Origin of the sequence: Halomonas urmiana, from assembly GCF_005780185.1 — a bacterium.
In the GTDB taxonomy this organism is placed as follows: Bacteria; Pseudomonadota; Gammaproteobacteria; order Pseudomonadales; family Halomonadaceae; genus Halomonas; species Halomonas urmiana.
In genome coordinates this window covers 102,117-121,242 of the sequence record NZ_VBUI01000013.1, presented here as the reverse complement: position 1 = coordinate 121,242, position 19,126 = coordinate 102,117, and the positions used below count along the sequence as shown (strand labels likewise).

Sequence of the window (19,126 nt, the reverse complement as noted above, 5' to 3'; positions counted from 1 at the left end):
GCGGACCGGACGGGACTCGAACCCGCGACCTCCGGCGTGACAGGCCGGCATTCTAACCAACTGAACTACCGGTCCGCTGCTATCTTCTACTACGTAATCGGGCCATTGCCGTGGCAATGGTGGGTGGTACAGGGTTCGAACCTGTGACCCCCAGCTTGTAAGGCTGGTGCTCTCCCAGCTGAGCTAACCACCCCCGGTCACGTGGCGCTGCATTCTACAGGGGACCCGATCAATGTCAACGCTTTTTGCGCCGCCATCGTGAACCCTGTGGTGAAGAAGAATCGCCGCCCTTTCATCCACTTGGCCACATCGCCCGCGCCGCGCGGCTTTCAGGAATGTTCGCTCATGAACGCGGCGATCGTATCGCAGGCCTCGGTGATCAGCGCCGCCTGATCGCGGCCCGAGGCGCGCCTGGGTTTCCAGTCGTGGTCGCCATCCTCGAGCCAGTGCAGATGGGCTACCTCGGGCAGCGCATAGCCGGCGACCTGCTCGCGGGTGCCGAAGGGGTCGCGACTGCCCTGCACCACCAGGGTCGGAGAGGCGAGCGACGGCCAGTGGGCGAGGCGCAGTCGCTCCGGCTTGCCGGGGGGATGGAAGGGGTAGCCGCATAGCACCAGTCCCGCGGGGGATGTCCGGTGAGGGGCCTGCGCCGCCAGCATGCTGGCCACGCGACCGCCCATGGACTTGCCCCCCAGCCAGGGTGGCGGAAGGTCGCGGTGCGACACGCTGTCGCACCACAGGGACAGTTCATCGACCAGGCGCTCGACGCTCGACGGGGGGCGACGGCGCCCTTCGCGGCGCATCGTCTGCAGGTAATCGAACTCGAAGGCCAGGGTCTGGACCCCCACAGTGGCGAGGGAGACGCGCAACCGTTGCATAAAGGTTGAATCCTGGCCCGCTCCGGCTCCGTGAGCGATCAGCAATCGCCCGACGCGACCTTCGCCGCGCACTTCCAGCGGGCCGAGCCCGGCGATATTCCAGCGTCCCTGCTCGTCATCGAGCAGTCGTCGGGACAGGGTCGAGCGGTCGATCGACGGCAAATCCCGACAAAAACAGTCCGACAATTTAGGCCTCCTTGAGTTCATAAATCAATACATTGGCGTGTTCAGCTTGCCGGACGCCTGCGCTAGAATCACCCTTGGTTAAAGACCTGCATCATCCTGCGGAGGTCACCCCGAGGCAGAATGCCGCGGGACACCCCCAAACCGCGTTCGATGGGAACCTGACATGAGCACAGCATTTGAACACCCGACCTACAACTACAAGGTAGTTCGGCAGTTCGCGATCATGACGGTGGTGTGGGGCATCGTGGGCATGGCCCTCGGTGTCATCATCGCCTCGCAGCTGGTATGGCCGGAACTGAACCTGGGACTGCCGTGGACGAGCTTCGGCCGACTGCGCCCCCTGCACACCAACGCCGTGATCTTCGCCTTCGGCGGCTCGGCGCTGTTTGCCACCTCCTACTACGTCGTGCAGCGAACCTGCCAGGTACGACTGTTCTCCGACAAGCTGGCCGCCTTCACCTTCTGGGGCTGGCAGGCGGTGATCCTCTCCGCGGTGGTCACCCTGCCGCTGGGCCTCACCAGCACCAAGGAGTACGCCGAGCTCGAGTGGCCGATCGACATCCTGCTGGCCGTGGTCTGGATCAGCTATGCCATCGTCTTCCTGGGGACCATCAAGCTGCGCAAGACCTCCCACATCTACGTGGCGAACTGGTTCTTCGCGGCCTTCATCATCACCGTAGCCGTGCTGCACATCGTCAACAGCGCCTCGATCCCGGTGACCTCGACCTTCTCGGTGTCCATCTACTCGGGCGCCATCGATGCGATGACCCAGTGGTGGTACGGCCACAACGCGGTGGGCTTCTTCCTGACCGCGGGCTTCCTGGGGATGATGTACTACTTCGTGCCCAAGCAAGCCGAGCGTCCGGTCTACTCCTATCGCCTCTCCATCGTCCACTTCTGGGCGCTGATCATGGTCTACATGTGGGCCGGCCCGCACCACCTGCACTACACCTCGCTGCCCAACTGGACCCAGTCGCTCGGCATGGTGCTCTCGATCATCCTGCTGGCCCCCTCCTGGGGCGGCATGATCAACGGCATGATGACCCTCTCCGGCGCCTGGCATAAGCTGCGCACCGACCCGACCCTGCGCTTTTTGGTGGTGGCCCTCTCCTTCTACGGCATGTCCACCTTCGAGGGTCCGATGATGGCGGTGAAGACCGTCAATGCCCTCTCCCACTACACCGACTGGACCATCGGTCACGTCCACGCCGGCGCCCTGGGCTGGGTGGCGATGATCACCATCGGCTCCATGTACCACCTGATCCCGCGCCTGTTCGGCCGCACCGAGATGCACTCGGTTAACCTGATCGCGGTGCACTTCTGGCTCGCGACCATCGGCACCGTGCTCTACATCGCCGCCATGTGGGTCAACGGCATCCTGCAGGGCCTGATGTGGCGCGCTGTGAATCCCGACGGCACCCTGATGTACACCTTCGTCGAGTCGGTGGAAGCCAGCGGACCGGGCTACATCGTGCGACTGATCGGTGGCCTATGCTGGGTGGCCGGCATGCTGATCATGGCCTTCAACGTGTACATGACCGTGCGGCGCGGTGAAGGCGCCCGTCAGCCGATTCCGCAGACCGCCTGAGCCAACCAGGGAACGAGACACCAATGAGACACGAGATAGTCGAAAAGAACGTCGGTCTGCTCGCCGTGCTGATCCTGGTAGTGATCAGCTTCGGGGGCCTGGCCGAGATCGTGCCGCTGTTCTTCCAGAAGCAGACCACCGAGCCGGTCGAGGGCCTCGAGCCTCTCTCCGCCCTGGAGCTCGCGGGCCGCGGCGTCTATCGCCGCGAGGGCTGCGTCGGCTGCCACTCGCAGATGGTGCGCCCCTTCCGCGCCGAGACCGAGCGCTACGGCCCCTACAGCGTCGCCGGCGAACAGGTCTACGAGCACAACTTCCTGTGGGGCTCCAAGCGCACCGGGCCGGACCTGGCCCGCGTCGGCGGCCGCTACAGCGACGACTGGCACCGTGCCCATCTCTACAACCCGCGTGACGTGGTACCGGAATCGATCATGCCGGCCTACCCGTGGCTCTTCGAGAACACGCTGAGCGGCGAGCGCATCGATGACGAGATGCGCGTCATGCAGACCCTGGGCGTCCCCTACACCGACGAGCAGATTGCCAACGCCAGCGAGGAGGTGCGCGGACAGCGGGAGATCACCGCTCTGGTCGCCTACCTGCAGCAGCTCGGCACCGTGCTCAAGGATTCGCGCTGATCATGGATAACGGGATCGTCAACGGGGTGATCATCATCCTGCTGATCATCGCCTTCGCGGGGCTCACGATGTGGGCCTACTCGAAGCGACGCAAGCCGGATTTCGACGAGGCGGCCAACCTGCCCTTCGCCGATGAGGATGAACCGCCGCACCGTGACCAGAATGCCTCCCGAGAGGCCGGTTCCCGACACGACAAGGGAGAGAGGAACACATGAACAATTTTTGGGGTGACTCCCTTTCCAGCTTCTGGAGCGCCTGGATCATCGTCATCACGCTGGGCACCATCGGCATCAGTGCCTGGCTGCTCTTCGCCAACCGCAAGACCGACAAGACCCCGGATGCCGAGGGCAACGTCGACACCACGGGCCATGCCGCCGACGGGATCGAGGAGTACGACAACCCGCTGCCGCGCTGGTGGTTCCAGCTCTACGTCGGCACCGTGATCTTCTCGCTGGGCTACCTGGTGCTCTACCCGGGCCTCGGCAACTTCTCCGGCCTGCTGGGCTGGAGCCAGGAGAGCCAGTGGGAGGAGGAGGTCGCTCGCGCCGAGGAGCGCTTCGCGCCGATCTTCGCCCAGTACCAGGAGGTGCCGATCCCGGAGCTGTCCCAGGACGGCGAGGCGATGCAGGTCGCCGAGCGCATCTTCCTCAACAACTGCGCGATCTGCCACGGCTCCAACGCCAAGGGCGGCTACGGCTTCCCCAACCTGACCGACGACGCTTGGCTGTATGGCGGTGCGCCGGAGAACATCGTCCAGACCCTCAACAACGGGCGTAACGGCCTGATGCCCTCCTGGCAGCAGCTGGGCAGCGAGAACATCGAGAACGTGACCCAGCACGTGCTCTCGCTCTCCGGCAATGCCGAGGACGCCGAGCGTGCCGAGCAGGGTGCCAGCGTGTTCGCCTCGGTGTGCGCCGCCTGTCACATGCCCGACGGCACCGGCAACCAGGCGCTGGGCGCGCCCAACCTGACCGACGATGCCTGGCTCTATCGGGCGCCCGGTCAGTCGCTGGCCGACTCGGTGCGCCAGACCCTGCGTAACGGCCGCAACGGCCATATGCCGGCACAGGCCGCCTACATCGGCGAGGACAAGGTGCACCTCGTCGCCGCCTACGTCTACGGCCTGAGCCGCCAGGACTGAGCCGGCGATCGATGACGGCATGCCAAGGGTGCGGCCTCCGGTCGCACCCTTTCTCGTTGTGCGACCGCCCCGATACAATATCGACCATCCGTAGCGGGTTACCCCCGACGGCCCTCCCCTCCTTGCCAGCCACGAGCCTGCCATGAGCGAGAAGATCCCGACCCACGATGTCACCCCGGATCCGGTGCAGCAGCACGCGCCGAACGAGGCGGTCACCCAGCACATGTACGAGAGCCGGCGGCATATCTACGTCCGCGAGATCAAGGGCTTCTTCCAGCGCCTGCGCCGCGCGTCCAACTGGGCGCTGATGCTGGGCTTCTTCCTGCTGCCCTGGGTACCCTGGGGCGACCGGCCGGCCATCTGGTTCGACCTTCCCGGTCGGGAGTTCCACATCTTCTCGGCGACCTTCTATCCCCAGGAGTTCATGCTGCTCTCCTGGCTCTTGATCATCTGCGCCTTCGGTCTGTTCTTCATCACGGTCTTCGCCGGGCGCGTCTGGTGCGGCTACACTTGCCCCCAGAGCGTCTGGACCTTCCTGTTCATCTGGGTCGAGCATCGCCTGGAGGGCTCGCGCAACCGCCGCATCAAGCTCGACAAGCAGTCGATGACCACTGATAAGTTGTGGCGCAAGGGCGCCAAGCACGCCATCTGGCTTACGATCGCGCTGGCCACCGGCCTCACCTTCGTCGGCTACTTCACCCCGATCCGCGACCTGGTAGTGGAGCTGCCGACCCTCGAGGCCCACGGCTGGTCCTACTTCTGGGTCGGCTTCTTCCTGGTCTTCACCTACCTCAATGCCGGCTGGCTGCGCGAGCAGGTGTGCATCTACATGTGCCCCTACGCCCGCTTCCAGTCGGTGATGTTCGACCGCGACACCCTGATCGTCTCCTACGACGCCGCCCGCGGCGAGCCCCGCGGCCCGCGCAAGAAGACGCTAAGTCACGAGCAGGCGCAAGCCGCCGGCCACGGCGACTGCATCGACTGCGACCTCTGCGTGCAGGTCTGCCCCACCGGCATCGACATCCGCGACGGCCTGCAGTACGAGTGCATCACCTGCGCGGCCTGCATCGATGCCTGCGACAGCGTGATGGACAAGATGGGCTATCCCCGCGGCCTGATCCGCTACACCACGGAGAACGCCCTGGAGGGCAAGCCGACGCATATCCTGCGCCCGCGCCTGATGGGCTATCTCGCCGCCCTGCTGGTGATGATCGGCGTCTTCGCCTGGGCGGTGGCCGATCGCACGCCGCTGGACTTCGACGTCGAGCGCGAGCGCAACCAGCTGTTCCAGACGACTCAGGACGGCCGCATCAGCAACGTCTACACCCTGATCGTACGTAACCTCGACGATCGGCCGCACAGCTACCGCCTGGAGGCCTCCGGCCTGCCCGGCCTGACCCTGGATACCCACGAGATCAGCGTGCCGGCCAGCGAATCGCGTCAGCTGGTGATCCAGGCCAGCGTACCGCCCGAGTCCATCGACCGGCCCAGCGCCGAGATCATCCTGCGCCTGGAGGCCACGGACGCCGACATCGCCATCGAACGTGACAGCCGTTTCCTAGGAGAGACCCGCTGATGAGTGCGGAACCCGAGAGCATCCCCCCCTGGTACAAGCAGTTCTGGCCGTGGTTCTTGATCGGCCTGCTGGCCTCGTCGGTAACCTTCAGCATCACCTACCTGGTGCTGTCGATTCACTTCTACGACGGCACGGTGGAGCAGGACTACTACAAGCAGGGGCTGGCCATCAACGAACAGCTGGCCAAGCAGGAGCACGCCCGCCAGCTGGGCCTCGAGGCGGTCATGCGCGCCGACCCGCGCACCGGCGACATCGTCATCGACCTGGCGGGCGAGCGCCAGCCGGAGCGGCTCTACCTCGAGCTGATCTTCCCCACCGAGAGCAGCCGCGATCGCTCGATGGTGCTGGAGCACGTGCGCGACGGGCGCTACGTGACGTCGATCGATCAGACGCTTGAATATCGCTGGTACCTGCACCTGCAGCCGGCCGAGGGCCGGGACGCCGAGTGGCGCCTGACCGGCGAGGCGCACTTCCCGACGGAAGGCGAGATCTCGCTCTCTCCCGGCATCTAGATGACCGCGACCGCGACATCCTCCCCGACGACCGAGGCCCCCGGCTGTTACCACTGTGGCAACCGGGTGCCCGCGGGCGCACCCTGGTCGATCACCCTGGACGACGAACGCCGGCCGTTGTGCTGTCCCGGCTGCGAGGCCGTGGCCCACGCCATCGTCGACGGCGGCCTGGCGAGCTACTACCGCTTTCGCACCGAGCTGCCCGAGCGGCCGGACGATCGCCAGGCGGTCAAGGCCGAGACCTGGGCGGTGTTCGACGATCCCGGCCTGCAGGCACGCTTCGTGCACCCCGACGGCGAGGGCGGCAGGGTGCACGCCACCCTGGCCGTGGACGGCATCACCTGCGCGGCCTGCGCCTGGCTGATCGAGCACCGCCTCAACGCCCTTCCCGGCATCGAGGCCAGCGCCGTCAACCTCTCCCACCATCGCCTGCGCGTCAGCTGGGATCCCGAGCGGGTAGCGCTGTCGCGGATCCTCGCCGAGATGGCCGCCATCGGCTATCCGGCACAGCCCTACGAGCCCGATGCGGCCCAGAGCCGGCTGCAGCACGAGGAGCGCATGAACGTGCGCCGACTGATCGTCGCCGCGGTGGCGATGATGCAGGTGCTGATGTTCTCGATCCCGATCTACGTGGCGGGCCCCGGTGAGCTCGGCGCCGACTTCGATGCCCTCTTCCACTGGCTCTCCTTCGCGCTGGCCACCCCGGTGGTGCTCTTCTCGGCCCAGCCCTTCTTCGCCAATGCCCTGCGCGACCTGAAGACCCGCACCCTGGGCATGGACGTGCCGGTATCACTGGCCATCGGCGGCGCCTATCTGGCCAGCGGCTATGCGGTGATCGTCGGGCACGGCGACGTCTATTTCGATTCGGTGGCCATGTTCACCTTCTTCCTGCTGTTCGGCCGCTATATCGAAGTGCGCGCCCGGCGCCGCAGTGGCCATAGCGGCAACGCCCTCGCAGGCGCCCTGCCGCTCTCGGCGATCCGCCTCACCGAGGCGGGCGAGGAGCGCATCCTACCCTCCAGCGAGCTCGCCGCCGGCGACCGGGTGCTGGTCAAGCCCGGCCACGGCGTGCCGGCCGACGGCGTGATCGAGAGCGGCGAATCGAGCCTCGACGAGTCGATGCTCACCGGCGAATACCTGCCGGTGACCCGACGCAGCGGCGATCGCGTCACCGGCGGTAGCCAGAACATCGAGAGCCCGCTGACGGTGCGCGTCACCCATGCCGGCCGCGAGGCCCGGGTTGCCGGCATCGTCGATCTCACCGACCGCGCCTTCGCCAGCCGGCCGCACATCGCCCAGCTGGCGGCGCGCATGGCGCATCATTTCGTGCTGCAGGTGCTGCTGATCTCCGTCGGCGTGGCCGTCGCCTGGTGGTTCATCGACCCCGACCGCATGCTGTGGGTCACCCTGTCGGTACTGGTGGTGACCTGTCCCTGCGCCCTGGCGCTGGCCACGCCCACGGCCCTGACCGCGGGGCACGGTCGGCTGCACCGTCGCGGGGTGCTGATCACCCGCGCCGACGCCCTGGAGGCACTGTCGCAGCTGGATCGGGTGATCTTCGACAAGACCGGCACCCTGACCAGCGGCGAGATGAGCCTGGTGGAGACCCGTCCGATCGACGACGCCCTGGACGCGGCGCAGGCGCGTGCCCTGGCGGCCGCCCTCGAGGCGCAGTCCGAGCACCCCATCGCCCGCGCCTTTCGAACCTTCCGCGAAGCCGCCGTCACCGCCGACGAGGTGCTCAGCCGCCCCGGCCAGGGCCTGGAGGGCCGCATCGACGGGCGCCGTTGGCGCCTCGGCACCCCCGCCTTCGCCGCGCCCGAGGCGACGCCCGAGGCCCCCGGCGAGGGCCAGTGGCTGCTGCTGGCCGAGGACGGCGCGCCGAGGGCCTGGTTCGCCCTCCACGACCGCCTGCGCGACGATGCCCGGGAGACCGTCGAGGCCCTCCAGGCGCGCGGCCTGGCCGTGGAGCTGCTCTCCGGCGACACCGAATCGGCGGTGGCGGCCATGGCCGCGCGCCTTAACATCGCGACCTGGCAGGCGGCGGCCTCCCCGGAGGACAAGCTGGCGCGCATCCGGTCGCTGCAGGCCGCCGGTGAGCGGGTGGCCATGGTGGGCGACGGCATCAACGACGTGCCGGTGCTGGCCGGGGCCGACGTGGCCATCGCCATGAACGGCGCCACCGACCTCGCCCGCACCCGCGCCGACGCCGTCTTGCTCGGCCCGCGGCTGGGGCGTATCGTCGAGGCCATCGCGACCGGCCGCACCACCCGGCGCATCATCCGCCAGAACCTGGCCTGGTCGCTAGTCTACAACCTCTCGGCGCTGCCCCTGGCGGCAATGGGCTTCGTGCCCCCCTGGCTCGCCGCCATCGGCATGTCGGCGAGCTCGCTGGTCGTCGTCGGCAACGCCCTGCGCCTGACCCGCGCCGGCCCCGGCCGCCCCGCCGGCGCCGACTCTCCCAGGCTGGTGAACGCATGAACATCCTCTATCTGCTGATCCCCCTCTCGCTGATCCTGCTGGGACTGGCGGTCTGGGCCTTCTTCTGGGCCGTCAAGCACGACCAGTTCGAGGACCTCGAGGGTCCCGCCTACCGCATCCTCTTCGACGAGGACGAAAACGACCGCCCGCGCCAGCCGCGCGGCTCGTCCGAGGCCAAGCCCGGCGCCGATCCCGATGCTGGCGCGCCTCGCGACGAGGACCGCCGCGACTGATGGATCCCACCGGCCTCGATCTTCCCCCGCTGGCGGCGGCCTTCGTCTTCGGCCTGCTCGGCGGCGCCCACTGCATCGGCATGTGCGGCGGCATCATGAGCGCCCTGACCTTCGCCGTGCCGCCCAGCATGAGAAGCCCGGCCCGCCTCTCGGGGCTGCTGCTCGGCTACAACCTGGGGCGCATCACGAGCTACATGATGGCCGGGGCCCTGGCGGCGGGGCTCGGTACGCTGATCGCCCTGAGTCCCCAGGCACGCCTGGTGCTGCAGGGCCTGGCCGCGGTAATGCTGATCCTGATGGCGCTCTACATCGCCGACTGGTGGAAGGGGCTACTCAAGGTCGAAGCGGTCGGCAAGCGCCTGTGGCGCCACCTCGAGCCCGTGGGGCGGCGGCTGATGCCGGTGGTCCGGGTGCCCCAGGCGTTCGCCCTGGGCGCCGTCTGGGGCTGGCTGCCGTGCGGCCTGGTCTACTCGATGCTCGCCTGGAGCCTGGCCATCGCCGACCCCTGGCGGGGCGCGACCCTGATGGGCGCCTTCGGCCTCGGCACCCTGCCGGCCCTGCTGGCCACCGGCCTCGCCGCGCGCCAGCTCGGCGCCCTGATTCGCCATCCGGCCACCCGCACGCTGTCCGCGCTGTCGATCATCGCCTTCGCCCTCTGGCAGCTGTGGACGCTGCTGCCCGGCGCGTCGATGCACTGACGGCCACGCCGATCACAGCTTCGCTTGACGCAGCTCAACGCGGCGCGACGGGGGCGTCGCTAGCATGAAGGCATGTTTCCCTCCGGAGAGCTGACCATGCCCGCTCGTGCGTTTACCGCATCCGGTAGCGACGTTCCCTTCGCGGTGGCCTCGCCGGCCCCCGCCTATGCCTTCTACCCTACGCCCCAGGCGATGGGGGAGTGCATCGGCGCCGAGGAGTACCGCCGGGCACTCGAGCACAGTAACGCCGCGGCGCGCCCGCTGTCGCTCTACGTGCACCTGCCCTTCTGCCAGCAGGCCTGCTTTCACTGCACCCGCCGACCGGTCACCACCTCGGATACCCGCCTGACCGAGGCGTATCTCACGCGCCTCGACCGCGAGATGGTGCTGACCAGTCGCCACCTGGATGCTCGGCGGGAGGTCCGCTCCCTGCAGTGGGGCGGCGGCACGCCGACCTTCCTGACCCTGGACCAGATGAGCGACCTGATCGACCGGCTGGACGCCCGTTTCCGGCTGGCCGGCGATCGCGACCGGGAGTACCTCATCGAGATCGACCCCCGCGAGGCCGATGTCTTCACCCTGCGTCATCTCGAGGCGCTGGGCTTCAACCGACTGAGCCTGGAGGTGCTCGACCTGGATGACGAGGTCCAGCAGGCGATCAATCGCCAGCAGGGCCGCGGCCTGACCGAGCAGCTGCTCGACGAGGCGGACCGGCTGGGCTTCAACTCCGTCAACCTGAACCTGATCCTCGGCCTGCCCCGCCAGACCCGCGACGGCTTCGCCGCCACCCTCGAGCAGGTCATCGCCATGGCGCCGTCGCGGCTGTCGCTGTTTCACTACCATCACCATCCCGAGCGCTTCCCCCGGCAGCGCCAGATCCGCCCTGCGGATCTGCCCACCCCGCAGGAGGTCCAGGGGATGCTGCAGGCGGCCATCGAGATGCTCGCCGCCGCGGGCTACGTGCATCTCGGCCACGACCGCTTCGCGCGGGGCGATGACCGCCTCGCCAGGGCCCTCGGGGTAGGAGGCGAGCGCCACGACCTGGTGGGGCTGGGTGTCATGGCGGTCTCCCGCCTGGAAGATCTGCACGTACGCAACCCCCTGAGGCTCGAGGCGTATGAGGACGCCCTGGATCGTGGGGAGCTGCCGACCGCCGTCGGCCATCGACTGAGCCTGGAGGACCGGCTGCGCAGCGCCGCCATCGAGCGACTGATGCGCGATCTCCCTCTCGACCTGGCGGCGCTAGGCGAGGCCTTCGGCCTAGACGCCGAGGCCCATCTCGCCGAGCCGCTGGCGCGCCTGGCCCTGGCCGAGCCACAGGGACTGATCGTGCGCCAGGGCCCACAGTGGCGCGCGACGCCCACCGGGCGCCTGATGATTCGTCAGCTGGCGGCGGCCTTCGACGCCTACCCCGCCGCGCCCTGACCGACGCACCCTGAATGCCAAGGTCAGCGGCGACGCCTCAAGCGGTGCTTTGCCGGTGGGCGACTATCCTCCATAATGAGCACTGAGCCACCATCCATGGAGGAGAGCATGCCCGATCCCGCAACCGGCAGGCGCCGTGCCCTGCTGAACGAGACTCGCTGCCAGACCTGCAGCCTGAGCTCGCTCTGCCTGCCGCTGGCGCTCGAAGTGCAGGACATGGACCAGTTCGATGCCATCATCCGCCGCCGACCGCCGTTGAAGAAGGGCGAGGCACTGTTCCGCCAGGGCACCCCGTTCACCAGCGTCTTCGCGGTGCGCTCGGGCAGCCTGAAGCAAGTGACCACCGAGGGCAGCGGCGAGGACCAGCTGACCAACTTCTACCTGCCCAGCGAGCTGGTGGGCCTCGACGGCATCGACGAGGAGCGCTATCCGGGCACGGTGGTGGCCCTGGAGACCACCACGGTCTGCGAGATCCCCTTCGATCGCCTTGACGCCCTCTCCGAGTCCCTTCCGGAGCTGCGCGGCCAGCTCTATCGCAGCATGAGCAAGGAGATGCGCGACGACCGTCGCATGATGCGCCTGCTGTCGCGCAAGACCGCCGACCAGCGCCTGGCGACCTTCTTCACCGGCCTCTCCGACCGCTTCCGCCGGCGCGGCTACTCCCCCTACAGTTTCCGGCTCTCCATGTCGCGGGCCGACATCGGCAACTACCTGGGACTCGCGGTGGAGACCGTCAGCCGCATCCTGAGTCGCTTCCAGTCCCAGGAGCTGGTAGCCGTGTCCGGGCGCGAGGTGAACATCCTCGATCTGGAGGCGCTGCTCGAGGTGGCCGAACAGGAGGGCTGCCGGTAGTCCCCGCTTCGCGGGAGCTATAAGCTATAAGCTATAAGCTATAAGCTATAAGCTATAAGCTATAAGCTATAAGCTATTGATCAGCTTGAGAATACTCCCAAGACAAGACAACCCCACGCGTCTGGCGGCGGTGGGGTTGTCTTATGGCTTACCGCTTAAGGCTTACGGCTATTCGTTGTGAAGATCGATGCGATCGGCATTGAGGCGCGCCTGCTTCTCCTCGAGGCCGGCGAAGTCGAAGAGTTCGCGGTCGGCCAGCTGGGAGGGCGCCACATTGGTGACCGCCTTGAACATGCTTTCGAGCCGCCCCGGATGCTTGACCTCCCACTCGGCCAGCATCTCCTTGACCACCTGGCGCTGCAGGTTCGGCTGGGAGCCGCAGAGGTTGCAGGGAATGATCGGGAACGCCATCCAGCGGGCGAACTCGGCGATATCGGCCTCCCGGCAGTAGGCCAGCGGACGGATCACCATGTTGCGGCCGTCGTCGGAGAGCAGCTTGGGCGGCATGGCCTTGAGGCTGCCGCCGAAGAACATGTTGAGGAACAGCGTCTCGAGGATGTCTTCGCGATGATGCCCCAGCGCCACCTTGGTGGCCCCGATCTCCTCGGCGAAACCGTACAGTGAGCCGCGCCGCAGTCGCGAGCAGAGCGCGCAGGTGGTCTTGCCCTCGGGCGTCTTCTCCTTGACCACCGAGTAGGTGTCGCGCTCCAGGATGTGATACTCGACATCGAGCTTGTCCAGGTACTCGGGCAGCACGTGCTCGGGAAAGCCGGGCTGTTTCTGGTCCAGGTTGACCGCCACCAGGGAGAAGTTCACGGGCGCGTTGCGCTGCAGGCTGCGCAGGATCTCCAGCAGGGTGTAGCTGTCCTTGCCCCCGGAGAGGCAGACCATTACCCGGTCCCCCTCGTGGATCATCCCGTAGTCGATGATGGCGTTGCCCACCTGGCGACGCAGCCGCTTCTGCAGCTTGTTGAACGCGCGCTTGTCCGACGCATCGAGCTCGTCGGGAGGCGTCGCGGGGTCGGCGACGGGGCGCGGGGCGGTCTCGCGGGGATCGAACATCAGGGCGTCTGGCATGGTATCGGCGCTGCCTGGGCGGCTGGAAAATGGCGGGCGCTATCCTACCATTCTCCCCGCCGACAGGCGACGCAGGCCCGCCTGTGCCGCGAGGATCAACAGAAACGCTCGACCCCGGAAGGGCTGCGCGTCAGGCGCAGGTGAATCAGTGCCGTGGTCACGGCGTCGCCGAGTGCCGTGTGCCGCCCCATCACCGGTACCCCCAGGCGCGCGGCCACCTGCTCGAAGCACGGCCGGGTGGCGAGTTCGGGGTGGCAGCGGTGCAGCCGACGATAGTAGGCCTGGGCCACGTCGATGCAGGCGTTGGGCAGATCGAAGCCGAAGCGCGGCCGCAGGTAGCGGTTGAGCAGCGTCAGGTCGTCGTCCAGGCGCCAGCCGATCAGCGGGCGATTGCCGACGAAGTCCAGGAACTGCGCCAGCGCCTCGTCGATGCCGGCTCCCTCGGCCAGGTCGATGCCGCGCAGGCCGTGCAGGCGGATCGAATCGCCACAGAGGCTGGCGGGACGCGCCAGCCGCAGGTCGAGGGAGTCGCTGGTCAGCACCCGGTCACCGCGCAGGCGTACCGCGGCCAGCGACACCAGCTCGGCCCGACGCGGGTCGGGACCGGTGGTCACGCAGTCGATGGCGACCAGCTCCTCGCCGGTATAGGGCGCAAAGAGCCAACCGTGATCGCCATCCACCTGACGGCGTCGATCGGCGGCGCGGCGCAGGGCCCTGAGCATCGGTCAAACCTCCTGGTGTCGTGGTGCGTCGGTGACGCATTCAGTGGCGCGCGCAGTGGCGAGCGCGCCGCGGGTCAGGAATATTCCAGGTGGAAACGGTGCGACAATCGCTGCTTGAACTCCTTGACGATGTGCAGGGCCTCGCGGAGCAGGTCCCGCTCCAGGGAAGAGAGCTCCTGCACCACCACCCGGTCGGGCTCCTCTCCCTTGCCCTGTGGGTCGTCGAGACGCTCGAGCTGCTGGCGAAGCCTCAGCTCGGTGAACAGCGACAGGGCCTCGCCCAGGTCCTCGGCGAAGCGCTCCTCCAGGCGGCCATCGGCGACCAGCGCCTCGAGCCGCGCAAGCGTCGAGGTCGCCGTGATGCGCCGCTCGAGCGCCAGGGTGCGCACCCCGTGGACGATGGGGAAGATACCGCCTTTCTTGATGTCCACGCCGTGCTGGGGCTTCTTCAGCGATCCGAACAGCGTCAGGGGCGTGGAGAAGCGCAGCGCCGTGCGGGCGAAATAAGAGAGCAGGATCTCGTCGCGGCTGCAGCGCTCGAAGAGCTCCTCGCGCAGCCGCGCGAGCAGTGAGGCGTTGCCGGCCACCGCATGGGCGTCGAGCAGGATCGCCAGCCGCATGAGGCTCTCGCCGTCCCGCTTCGCCGCCCACTGCGCGATGCGCCCGCGCCACTGGCTCTCGGTGCCCACCCACTCGGGGTTGGAGACCATGATGTCGCCGGGACACGGCGGGTAGCCCAGTTCGATCAGCGTCTCGGTGAGGCGCTGCATCTGCGCCTGGCAGTCGGGCCAGTCGAGATCGTCGGCCAGTATCAGGCCGTTGTCCTGGTCGGTCTTCAGGATCTGCTCGCCGCGCCCCTCGCTGCCCATCACCATCAGGCAGCTCTCCGAGTGGTACCGCTCGTCGATCAGAAACCCCCAGGCCTTGTTCATGATGCGCCCGTTGAGGGCGGCCAGCAGCCCCATGGCGAAGCGCAGCTTGACGCCCTGGGCCATCAGCGCCTTGACCAGCTCCGGCGTTCGACGGCTGGCCGCGGCCAGCGACTCCAGGCTGTTCGCCTGCTCCACCTGCAGGCTCACCACGTAGCTGCGGCTGGAGAAGTAGCTGAGCACGTCGGTCAGCTCGACCACGCCGCAGGGCCGGTCGCCTTCCATGACCACGACGCGCTCCACCTTGCAGCGGGTCATCTGGACCAGCACCTCGAACAGGTACTGCTCGGGCGTCGCCGTGATCAGCGCGAAGTGCGCCACGTCCTGCACCGGGCTCTGCTGGGTCAGGCCCTCGAGCACCAGGGCGTTGAGCAGGTCGGTCTTGGTGACCATGCCCGGCCCCTGCTCGCCCTCGACCAGCAGGCTGTCGGCATGGCTGTCGTTCAGGGTATGTACCGCCTCGGCCAGGCTGGTGCTGGCCGCCACCAGCAGGGGGGAACGCATGCACTCACTAACGCGAGCCAGCATGAAGCCCGCCATGGTGACGCCGCCCTCGGCGCGGCGCTCGGTGAGCAGGCGTGTCTTCTGGGCCAGGCGCTGGCGGAAGAACTCGGCGAAGGCCGGATAGGCCGTACAGAGCTGCTTGAAAACCCCCTTGGGCAGCAGGTAGCAGAGGCTCTCCTGTTCGGCCCGGAAGCGATAGCGGCTCTTGCCGTTGAGGATGCTGATGGCGCCGAACAGGTCGCCGGCCGTGTAGTGACCGATATGCGACTGAGCGCCGGGCAGGGTCGGGTCCAGCTCGGCGACCTCGCCCTTGTGAATCAGAAAGAGATATTCCCCGGCCTGGCCGGCATCGAGGATGATCTCCTCGCGGTCGAAATAGGCCAGGTCGATACTGCGGCGAACGCGCTCGCGGCCTTCCTCGTCGAGGAAGGTGAAGGGGGGATGAGAGAGTTCTACATCGACCATGGGGCTGTCCTCGTTGCGCGGCGTTGACCACCCCGCTGACCTCGGCGCACTCGGCGTCCAGCAAGCCTTAACGATAGCAAAATCGGCATGGGATAAAGACCTAGACAATCGTCCTAACTTGGCCGCCTTAGACCATGGTCAAACACTGCGTTACGACGCCCCTCAACCCGGCGACATTTCCAGGCTATACCATCGTCCTATGCGCACCTTAAAGATAACAAAAACGCTTGCTAAACAATGTCGCAAGCAATTGATTAAAATGGATTTTAAAAAGAAACCCTGTACCAGCCTGTCGTCATGATACGAAAGTCTGGGATTTATTTTAGGCGTTTGCTGCCCAGACTTGGGCATGAGCCATACAGGGCATTCCCGCGTCGACACTTCACCACGACCGGCCGCGGGCCACCCGATGACAGGCCAGCTCAGACTCCGCCATCGAGGCTGTTCCGTCGGCACGACTGTCCTGATGAGTGATGCAAACGCTCCGGGCAACTTTCCAATCTCAACAACAAGTGGAGAGCAACACTATGGCAGACGACAAGTCTAATGCCGCTGCTTACTGGAAGGCGAACGTACGCCTGATCACGGGGTGCCTGATCGTCTGGGCCTTCGTGTCGTACGGCTGCGCCATCCTGTTTCGCCCGCTACTGGCTGGCATTCCAGTAGGAGGAACGGACCTGGGCTTCTGGTTCGCCCAGCAGGGATCGATCCTGACCTTCATCGCGATCATCTTCTTCTACGCCTGGAAGATGAACCGTCTCGACAAACAGTTCGGACTCGGGGAGTAAGCCAGCATGAGTCAGTTTGCCATCAACCTGCTGTTCGTAGGGGCCTCGTTCGCCCTCTACATCGGCATCGCGATCTGGGCCCGCGCCGGGTCGACCAAGGACTTCTACGTCGCCGGCGGCGGCGTTCACCCGATCACCAACGGCATGGCCACCGCCGCCGACTGGATGTCCGCGGCGTCCTTCATCTCCATGGCCGGCCTGCTGGCCTCCGGCGGCTATGCCAACTCCACCTTCCTGATGGGCTGGACCGGCGGCTACGTCATCCTCGCCATGCTGCTGGCACCCTACCTGCGCAAGTTCGGCAAGTTCACGGTGCCGGACTTCATCGGGGACCGCTTCTACAGCAACACCGCCCGCCTGGTCGCGGTCATCTGCCTGATCGTGGCCTCGATCACCTACGTCATCGGCCAGATGACCGGTGCCGGCGTGGCCTTCTCGCGCTTCCTCGAGGTCAGCAACACCTGGGGCATCTGGATCGCCGCCTTCATCGTCTTCCTATATGCCGTATTCGGTGGCATGAAGGGCATCACCTACACCCAGGTAGCGCAGTACGTGGTGCTGATCATCGCCTACACCATCCCGGCGGTGTTCATCGCCCTGGAGCTGACCGGCAACCCGATTCCGGGGCTGGGCATGTTCAGCACCCACACCGAATCCGGCGTGCCGCTGCTCGAGAAGCTGGATGACGTGGTCAACGCGCTCGGCTTCCGCGACTACACGGCCGACGTCGACAACAAGCTGAACATGGTGCTGTTCACCCTGTCGCTGATGGTCGGTACCGCGGGCCTGCCCCACGTCATCATCCGCTTCTTCACCGTGCCAAAGGTGGCCGACGCGCGCTGGTCCGCCGGCTGGGCCCTGGTCTTCATCGCCCTGCTCTACCTGACCGCTCCCGCCGTGGGTTCCATGGCACGCTTGAACCTGATGACCACCGTCTATCCGGACATGGCCGGCCAGGTCGAAAACTACGAGGACGCCACCACCAACCCGATCCGCTACGAGGAACGTCCCGAGTGGGTGCGGACCTGGGAAGAGACCGGCCTGATCCAGTACGAGGACAAGAACAACGACGGTCGCATCCAGGTCTACAACGACGGCAACGAGGCCTTCGCCGAGACCGCCGAACAGCGCGGCTGGAACGGCAGCGAGCTCAACGTCAATAACGACATCCTGGTGCTCGCCAACCCCGAGATCGCCAACCTGCCCAGCTGGGTCATCGGCCTGATCGCGGCGGGCGGCATCGCCGCGGCGCTGTCCACAGCCGCCGGCCTGCTGCTGGCCATCTCCTCGGCGATCAGTCACGACCTGATCAAGACCATGATCAACCCGAAGATCACCGAGAAGGGCGAGATGCTGGCGGCACGCATCTCCATGGCCGGCGCCATCCTGCTGGCGACCTACCTGGGCCTGAACCCGCCCGGCTTCGCGGCGCAGACGGTCGCACTGGCCTTCGGGATCGCCGGTGCCTCGCTGTTCCCGGTGCTGATGATGGGCATCTTCTCCAAGCGGGTGAACAACAAGGGCGCCGTCGCGGGCATGCTGACCGGTCTCGGTGCGACCCTGCTCTATATCTTCACCTACCTGGGCTGGTTCTTCATTCCGGGCACCAACATGCTGCCCAACACGCCGGATAATTGGATCCTGGGCATCTCCCCGCTCTCCTTCGGTGCGGTGGGCGCGATCTTCAACTTCGCGGTCGCCTTCATCGTCTCCAACGCCACCGAGGAGCCTCCGCAGGAGATCCAGGACCTGGTGGAGAGCGTTCGCTATCCGAAGGGCGCTGGTGTCGCCACCGGGCACTGACGTCTCAGGACCTTCTGGGCCATAATGGCCCCCCTGGCCCGGCCAGTCCGGGCCGCGGAACCTCACCCGATCGGGCTTCCTCAGGGAAGCCCGATTGCTTTAAGGACAGATGATTTATGATATGGCACCTGATTGCGGCGGTATTCGCCGGCCTCGGCGCCGCGGGGGTCGGGTTGATCCTGCGCCTGGCCAGCGGCAAGCGCCTGCCGCGCTGGATCGTCCCGGTCTGCGCCGGGCTCGGCATGCTGGCCTACCAGATCCACCACGAGTACTCCTGGTTCGAGCACAAGCGCCAGCAGCTGCCCGACACGGCCGAGGTGATCGACGTGGAGGAGAGCCAGGTCTTCTGGCGTCCCTGGACCTTCCTCTTCCCGATGACCACGGCCTTCACCATCGTCGAGCAGGACCAGCTGGCGGTCAGCCGGGCGAACGGCGAACGGCTGGTCGAGTTCCTGCTCTACCGCTTCGAGAAGGAGTACGTGGATCAGGTGAGCCACCAGGCCTGGCTGATGAACTGCGCGACTCGGGAGATGCTGCCCCTCGAGGGCGAGGCGCGTACGCCCGCCACCGAGGCGATGCGCCGCCTCGAGGCGTCCGCCCCGCTCTATGGGGTGCTCTGCCCACAGGCCTGAGCCG

General features: G+C 66.8%; 18 protein-coding genes and 2 tRNA genes. 14 read left to right on the top strand and 6 right to left on the bottom strand.

What is annotated here, in order from left to right; genetic code table 11:
* Window position 1: 1 nt before the first annotated feature.
* The 3 genes from FEI13_RS09970 to FEI13_RS09960 form a co-directional block, all read right to left on the bottom strand.
* Window positions 2-75: transfer RNA gene (locus FEI13_RS09970), tRNA-Asp, on the bottom strand.
* A 42-nt stretch (window positions 76-117) separates the two neighbouring features.
* A tRNA-Val gene (locus tag FEI13_RS09965) sits at window positions 118-193 on the bottom strand.
* Between the two features lie 136 nt (window positions 194-329).
* Entirely contained in the window at window positions 330-1,064 is a 735-nt protein-coding gene (locus tag FEI13_RS09960) for an alpha/beta family hydrolase (RefSeq protein ID WP_338035084.1), read from the bottom strand.
* Window positions 1,065-1,227: 163 nt separating this feature from the next.
* Here FEI13_RS09960 and ccoN point away from each other — a divergent pair, with 163 nt between their 5' ends.
* From ccoN to fnr, 11 genes are all read left to right on the top strand, one after another.
* A complete protein-coding gene (gene ccoN / locus FEI13_RS09955; RefSeq protein WP_138181384.1) occupies window positions 1,228-2,652 on the top strand; it encodes a cytochrome-c oxidase, cbb3-type subunit I in 1,425 nt (474 codons plus the stop codon).
* A 23-nt stretch (window positions 2,653-2,675) separates the two neighbouring features.
* Entirely contained in the window at window positions 2,676-3,284 is a 609-nt protein-coding gene (gene ccoO, locus FEI13_RS09950; RefSeq protein WP_138181383.1) for a cytochrome-c oxidase, cbb3-type subunit II, read from the top strand.
* Window positions 3,285-3,286: 2 nt separating this feature from the next.
* Window positions 3,287-3,499: a cbb3-type cytochrome oxidase subunit 3 gene (locus FEI13_RS09945; RefSeq protein WP_138181382.1), complete on the top strand. Its 213-nt coding sequence runs from the start codon at window positions 3,287-3,289 to the stop codon at window positions 3,497-3,499.
* Entirely contained in the window at window positions 3,496-4,425 is a 930-nt protein-coding gene (gene ccoP, locus FEI13_RS09940; RefSeq protein ID WP_138181381.1) for a cytochrome-c oxidase, cbb3-type subunit III, read from the top strand. Before FEI13_RS09945 ends, ccoP begins: the two co-directional genes overlap by 4 nt.
* Before the next feature lie 142 nt (window positions 4,426-4,567).
* A complete protein-coding gene (ccoG, locus tag FEI13_RS09935; protein ID WP_138181380.1) occupies window positions 4,568-6,001 on the top strand; it encodes a cytochrome c oxidase accessory protein CcoG in 1,434 nt (477 codons plus the stop codon).
* Window positions 6,001-6,513, top strand: a complete 513-nt coding sequence (locus FEI13_RS09930; RefSeq protein ID WP_138181379.1) for a FixH family protein — start codon at window positions 6,001-6,003, stop codon at window positions 6,511-6,513. Before ccoG ends, FEI13_RS09930 begins: the two co-directional genes overlap by 1 nt.
* Window positions 6,514-8,994: a heavy metal translocating P-type ATPase gene (locus tag FEI13_RS09925; RefSeq protein WP_138181378.1), complete on the top strand. Its 2,481-nt coding sequence runs from the start codon at window positions 6,514-6,516 to the stop codon at window positions 8,992-8,994.
* The gene (ccoS, locus tag FEI13_RS09920) at window positions 8,991-9,227 is read left to right on the top strand and encodes a cbb3-type cytochrome oxidase assembly protein CcoS (protein ID WP_138181377.1); all 237 of its coding nucleotides are present in this window, start codon (window positions 8,991-8,993) and stop codon (window positions 9,225-9,227) included. Before FEI13_RS09925 ends, ccoS begins: the two co-directional genes overlap by 4 nt.
* Window positions 9,227-9,925, top strand: a complete 699-nt coding sequence (locus FEI13_RS09915) for a sulfite exporter TauE/SafE family protein (RefSeq protein WP_138181376.1) — start codon at window positions 9,227-9,229, stop codon at window positions 9,923-9,925. The genes ccoS and FEI13_RS09915 overlap by 1 nt, the downstream gene beginning before the upstream one ends.
* A 96-nt stretch (window positions 9,926-10,021) precedes the next feature.
* Window positions 10,022-11,350 (top strand): oxygen-independent coproporphyrinogen III oxidase, encoded by a 1,329-nt coding sequence (gene hemN / locus FEI13_RS09910; protein ID WP_138181375.1) that lies wholly within the window; start codon window positions 10,022-10,024, stop codon window positions 11,348-11,350.
* A gap of 108 nt (window positions 11,351-11,458) precedes the next feature.
* Window positions 11,459-12,202 (top strand): fumarate/nitrate reduction transcriptional regulator Fnr, encoded by a 744-nt coding sequence (fnr, locus tag FEI13_RS09905; protein WP_138181374.1) that lies wholly within the window; start codon window positions 11,459-11,461, stop codon window positions 12,200-12,202.
* A 168-nt stretch (window positions 12,203-12,370) separates the two neighbouring features.
* Here the strand turns inward: fnr and ttcA are convergent, their stop codons facing one another.
* From ttcA to FEI13_RS09890, 3 genes are all read right to left on the bottom strand, one after another.
* Entirely contained in the window at window positions 12,371-13,279 is a 909-nt protein-coding gene (gene ttcA, locus FEI13_RS09900) for a tRNA 2-thiocytidine(32) synthetase TtcA (protein ID WP_138181373.1), read from the bottom strand.
* Between the two features lie 95 nt (window positions 13,280-13,374).
* Window positions 13,375-14,001, bottom strand: a complete 627-nt coding sequence (locus tag FEI13_RS09895; protein ID WP_138181372.1) for a 3'-5' exonuclease — start codon at window positions 13,999-14,001, stop codon at window positions 13,375-13,377.
* Window positions 14,002-14,075: 74 nt separating this feature from the next.
* Window positions 14,076-15,899 carry a DUF294 nucleotidyltransferase-like domain-containing protein gene (locus FEI13_RS09890; RefSeq protein WP_138181371.1) on the bottom strand — a complete coding sequence of 608 codons (1,824 nt, stop codon included), beginning with the start codon at window positions 15,897-15,899 and terminating at the stop codon, window positions 14,076-14,078.
* Between the two features lie 527 nt (window positions 15,900-16,426).
* Here FEI13_RS09890 and FEI13_RS09885 point away from each other — a divergent pair.
* From FEI13_RS09885 to FEI13_RS09875, 3 genes are all read left to right on the top strand, one after another.
* Window positions 16,427-16,687 (top strand): DUF4212 domain-containing protein, encoded by a 261-nt coding sequence (locus FEI13_RS09885; protein ID WP_138181370.1) that lies wholly within the window; start codon window positions 16,427-16,429, stop codon window positions 16,685-16,687.
* Window positions 16,688-16,693: 6 nt separating this feature from the next.
* Window positions 16,694-18,490, top strand: coding sequence for a sodium:solute symporter family protein (locus FEI13_RS09880; RefSeq protein WP_138181369.1), 1,797 nt, complete (start codon window positions 16,694-16,696; stop codon window positions 18,488-18,490).
* Between the two features lie 116 nt (window positions 18,491-18,606).
* Entirely contained in the window at window positions 18,607-19,122 is a 516-nt protein-coding gene (locus FEI13_RS09875; protein ID WP_138181368.1) for a hypothetical protein, read from the top strand.
* The last annotated feature ends 4 nt before the right edge of the window (window positions 19,123-19,126 follow it).

Coding starts and splice junctions, on each gene's coding strand:
- ccoN (WP_138181384.1), top strand. CDS start 1,228: ATGAGCACAGCATTTGAACACCCGACCTACAACTACAAGGTAGTTCGG.
- ccoO (WP_138181383.1), top strand. CDS start 2,676: ATGAGACACGAGATAGTCGAAAAGAACGTCGGTCTGCTCGCCGTGCTG.
- FEI13_RS09945 (WP_138181382.1), top strand. CDS start 3,287: ATGGATAACGGGATCGTCAACGGGGTGATCATCATCCTGCTGATCATC.
- ccoP (WP_138181381.1), top strand. CDS start 3,496: ATGAACAATTTTTGGGGTGACTCCCTTTCCAGCTTCTGGAGCGCCTGG.
- ccoG (WP_138181380.1), top strand. CDS start 4,568: ATGAGCGAGAAGATCCCGACCCACGATGTCACCCCGGATCCGGTGCAG.
- FEI13_RS09930 (WP_138181379.1), top strand. CDS start 6,001: ATGAGTGCGGAACCCGAGAGCATCCCCCCCTGGTACAAGCAGTTCTGG.
- FEI13_RS09925 (WP_138181378.1), top strand. CDS start 6,514: ATGACCGCGACCGCGACATCCTCCCCGACGACCGAGGCCCCCGGCTGT.
- ccoS (WP_138181377.1), top strand. CDS start 8,991: ATGAACATCCTCTATCTGCTGATCCCCCTCTCGCTGATCCTGCTGGGA.
- FEI13_RS09915 (WP_138181376.1), top strand. CDS start 9,227: ATGGATCCCACCGGCCTCGATCTTCCCCCGCTGGCGGCGGCCTTCGTC.
- hemN (WP_138181375.1), top strand. CDS start 10,022: ATGCCCGCTCGTGCGTTTACCGCATCCGGTAGCGACGTTCCCTTCGCG.
- fnr (WP_138181374.1), top strand. CDS start 11,459: ATGCCCGATCCCGCAACCGGCAGGCGCCGTGCCCTGCTGAACGAGACT.
- ttcA (WP_138181373.1), bottom strand. CDS start 13,279: ATGCCAGACGCCCTGATGTTCGATCCCCGCGAGACCGCCCCGCGCCCC.
- FEI13_RS09895 (WP_138181372.1), bottom strand. CDS start 14,001: ATGCTCAGGGCCCTGCGCCGCGCCGCCGATCGACGCCGTCAGGTGGAT.
- FEI13_RS09890 (WP_138181371.1), bottom strand. CDS start 15,899: ATGGTCGATGTAGAACTCTCTCATCCCCCCTTCACCTTCCTCGACGAG.
- FEI13_RS09885 (WP_138181370.1), top strand. CDS start 16,427: ATGGCAGACGACAAGTCTAATGCCGCTGCTTACTGGAAGGCGAACGTA.
- FEI13_RS09880 (WP_138181369.1), top strand. CDS start 16,694: ATGAGTCAGTTTGCCATCAACCTGCTGTTCGTAGGGGCCTCGTTCGCC.
- FEI13_RS09875 (WP_138181368.1), top strand. CDS start 18,607: ATGATATGGCACCTGATTGCGGCGGTATTCGCCGGCCTCGGCGCCGCG.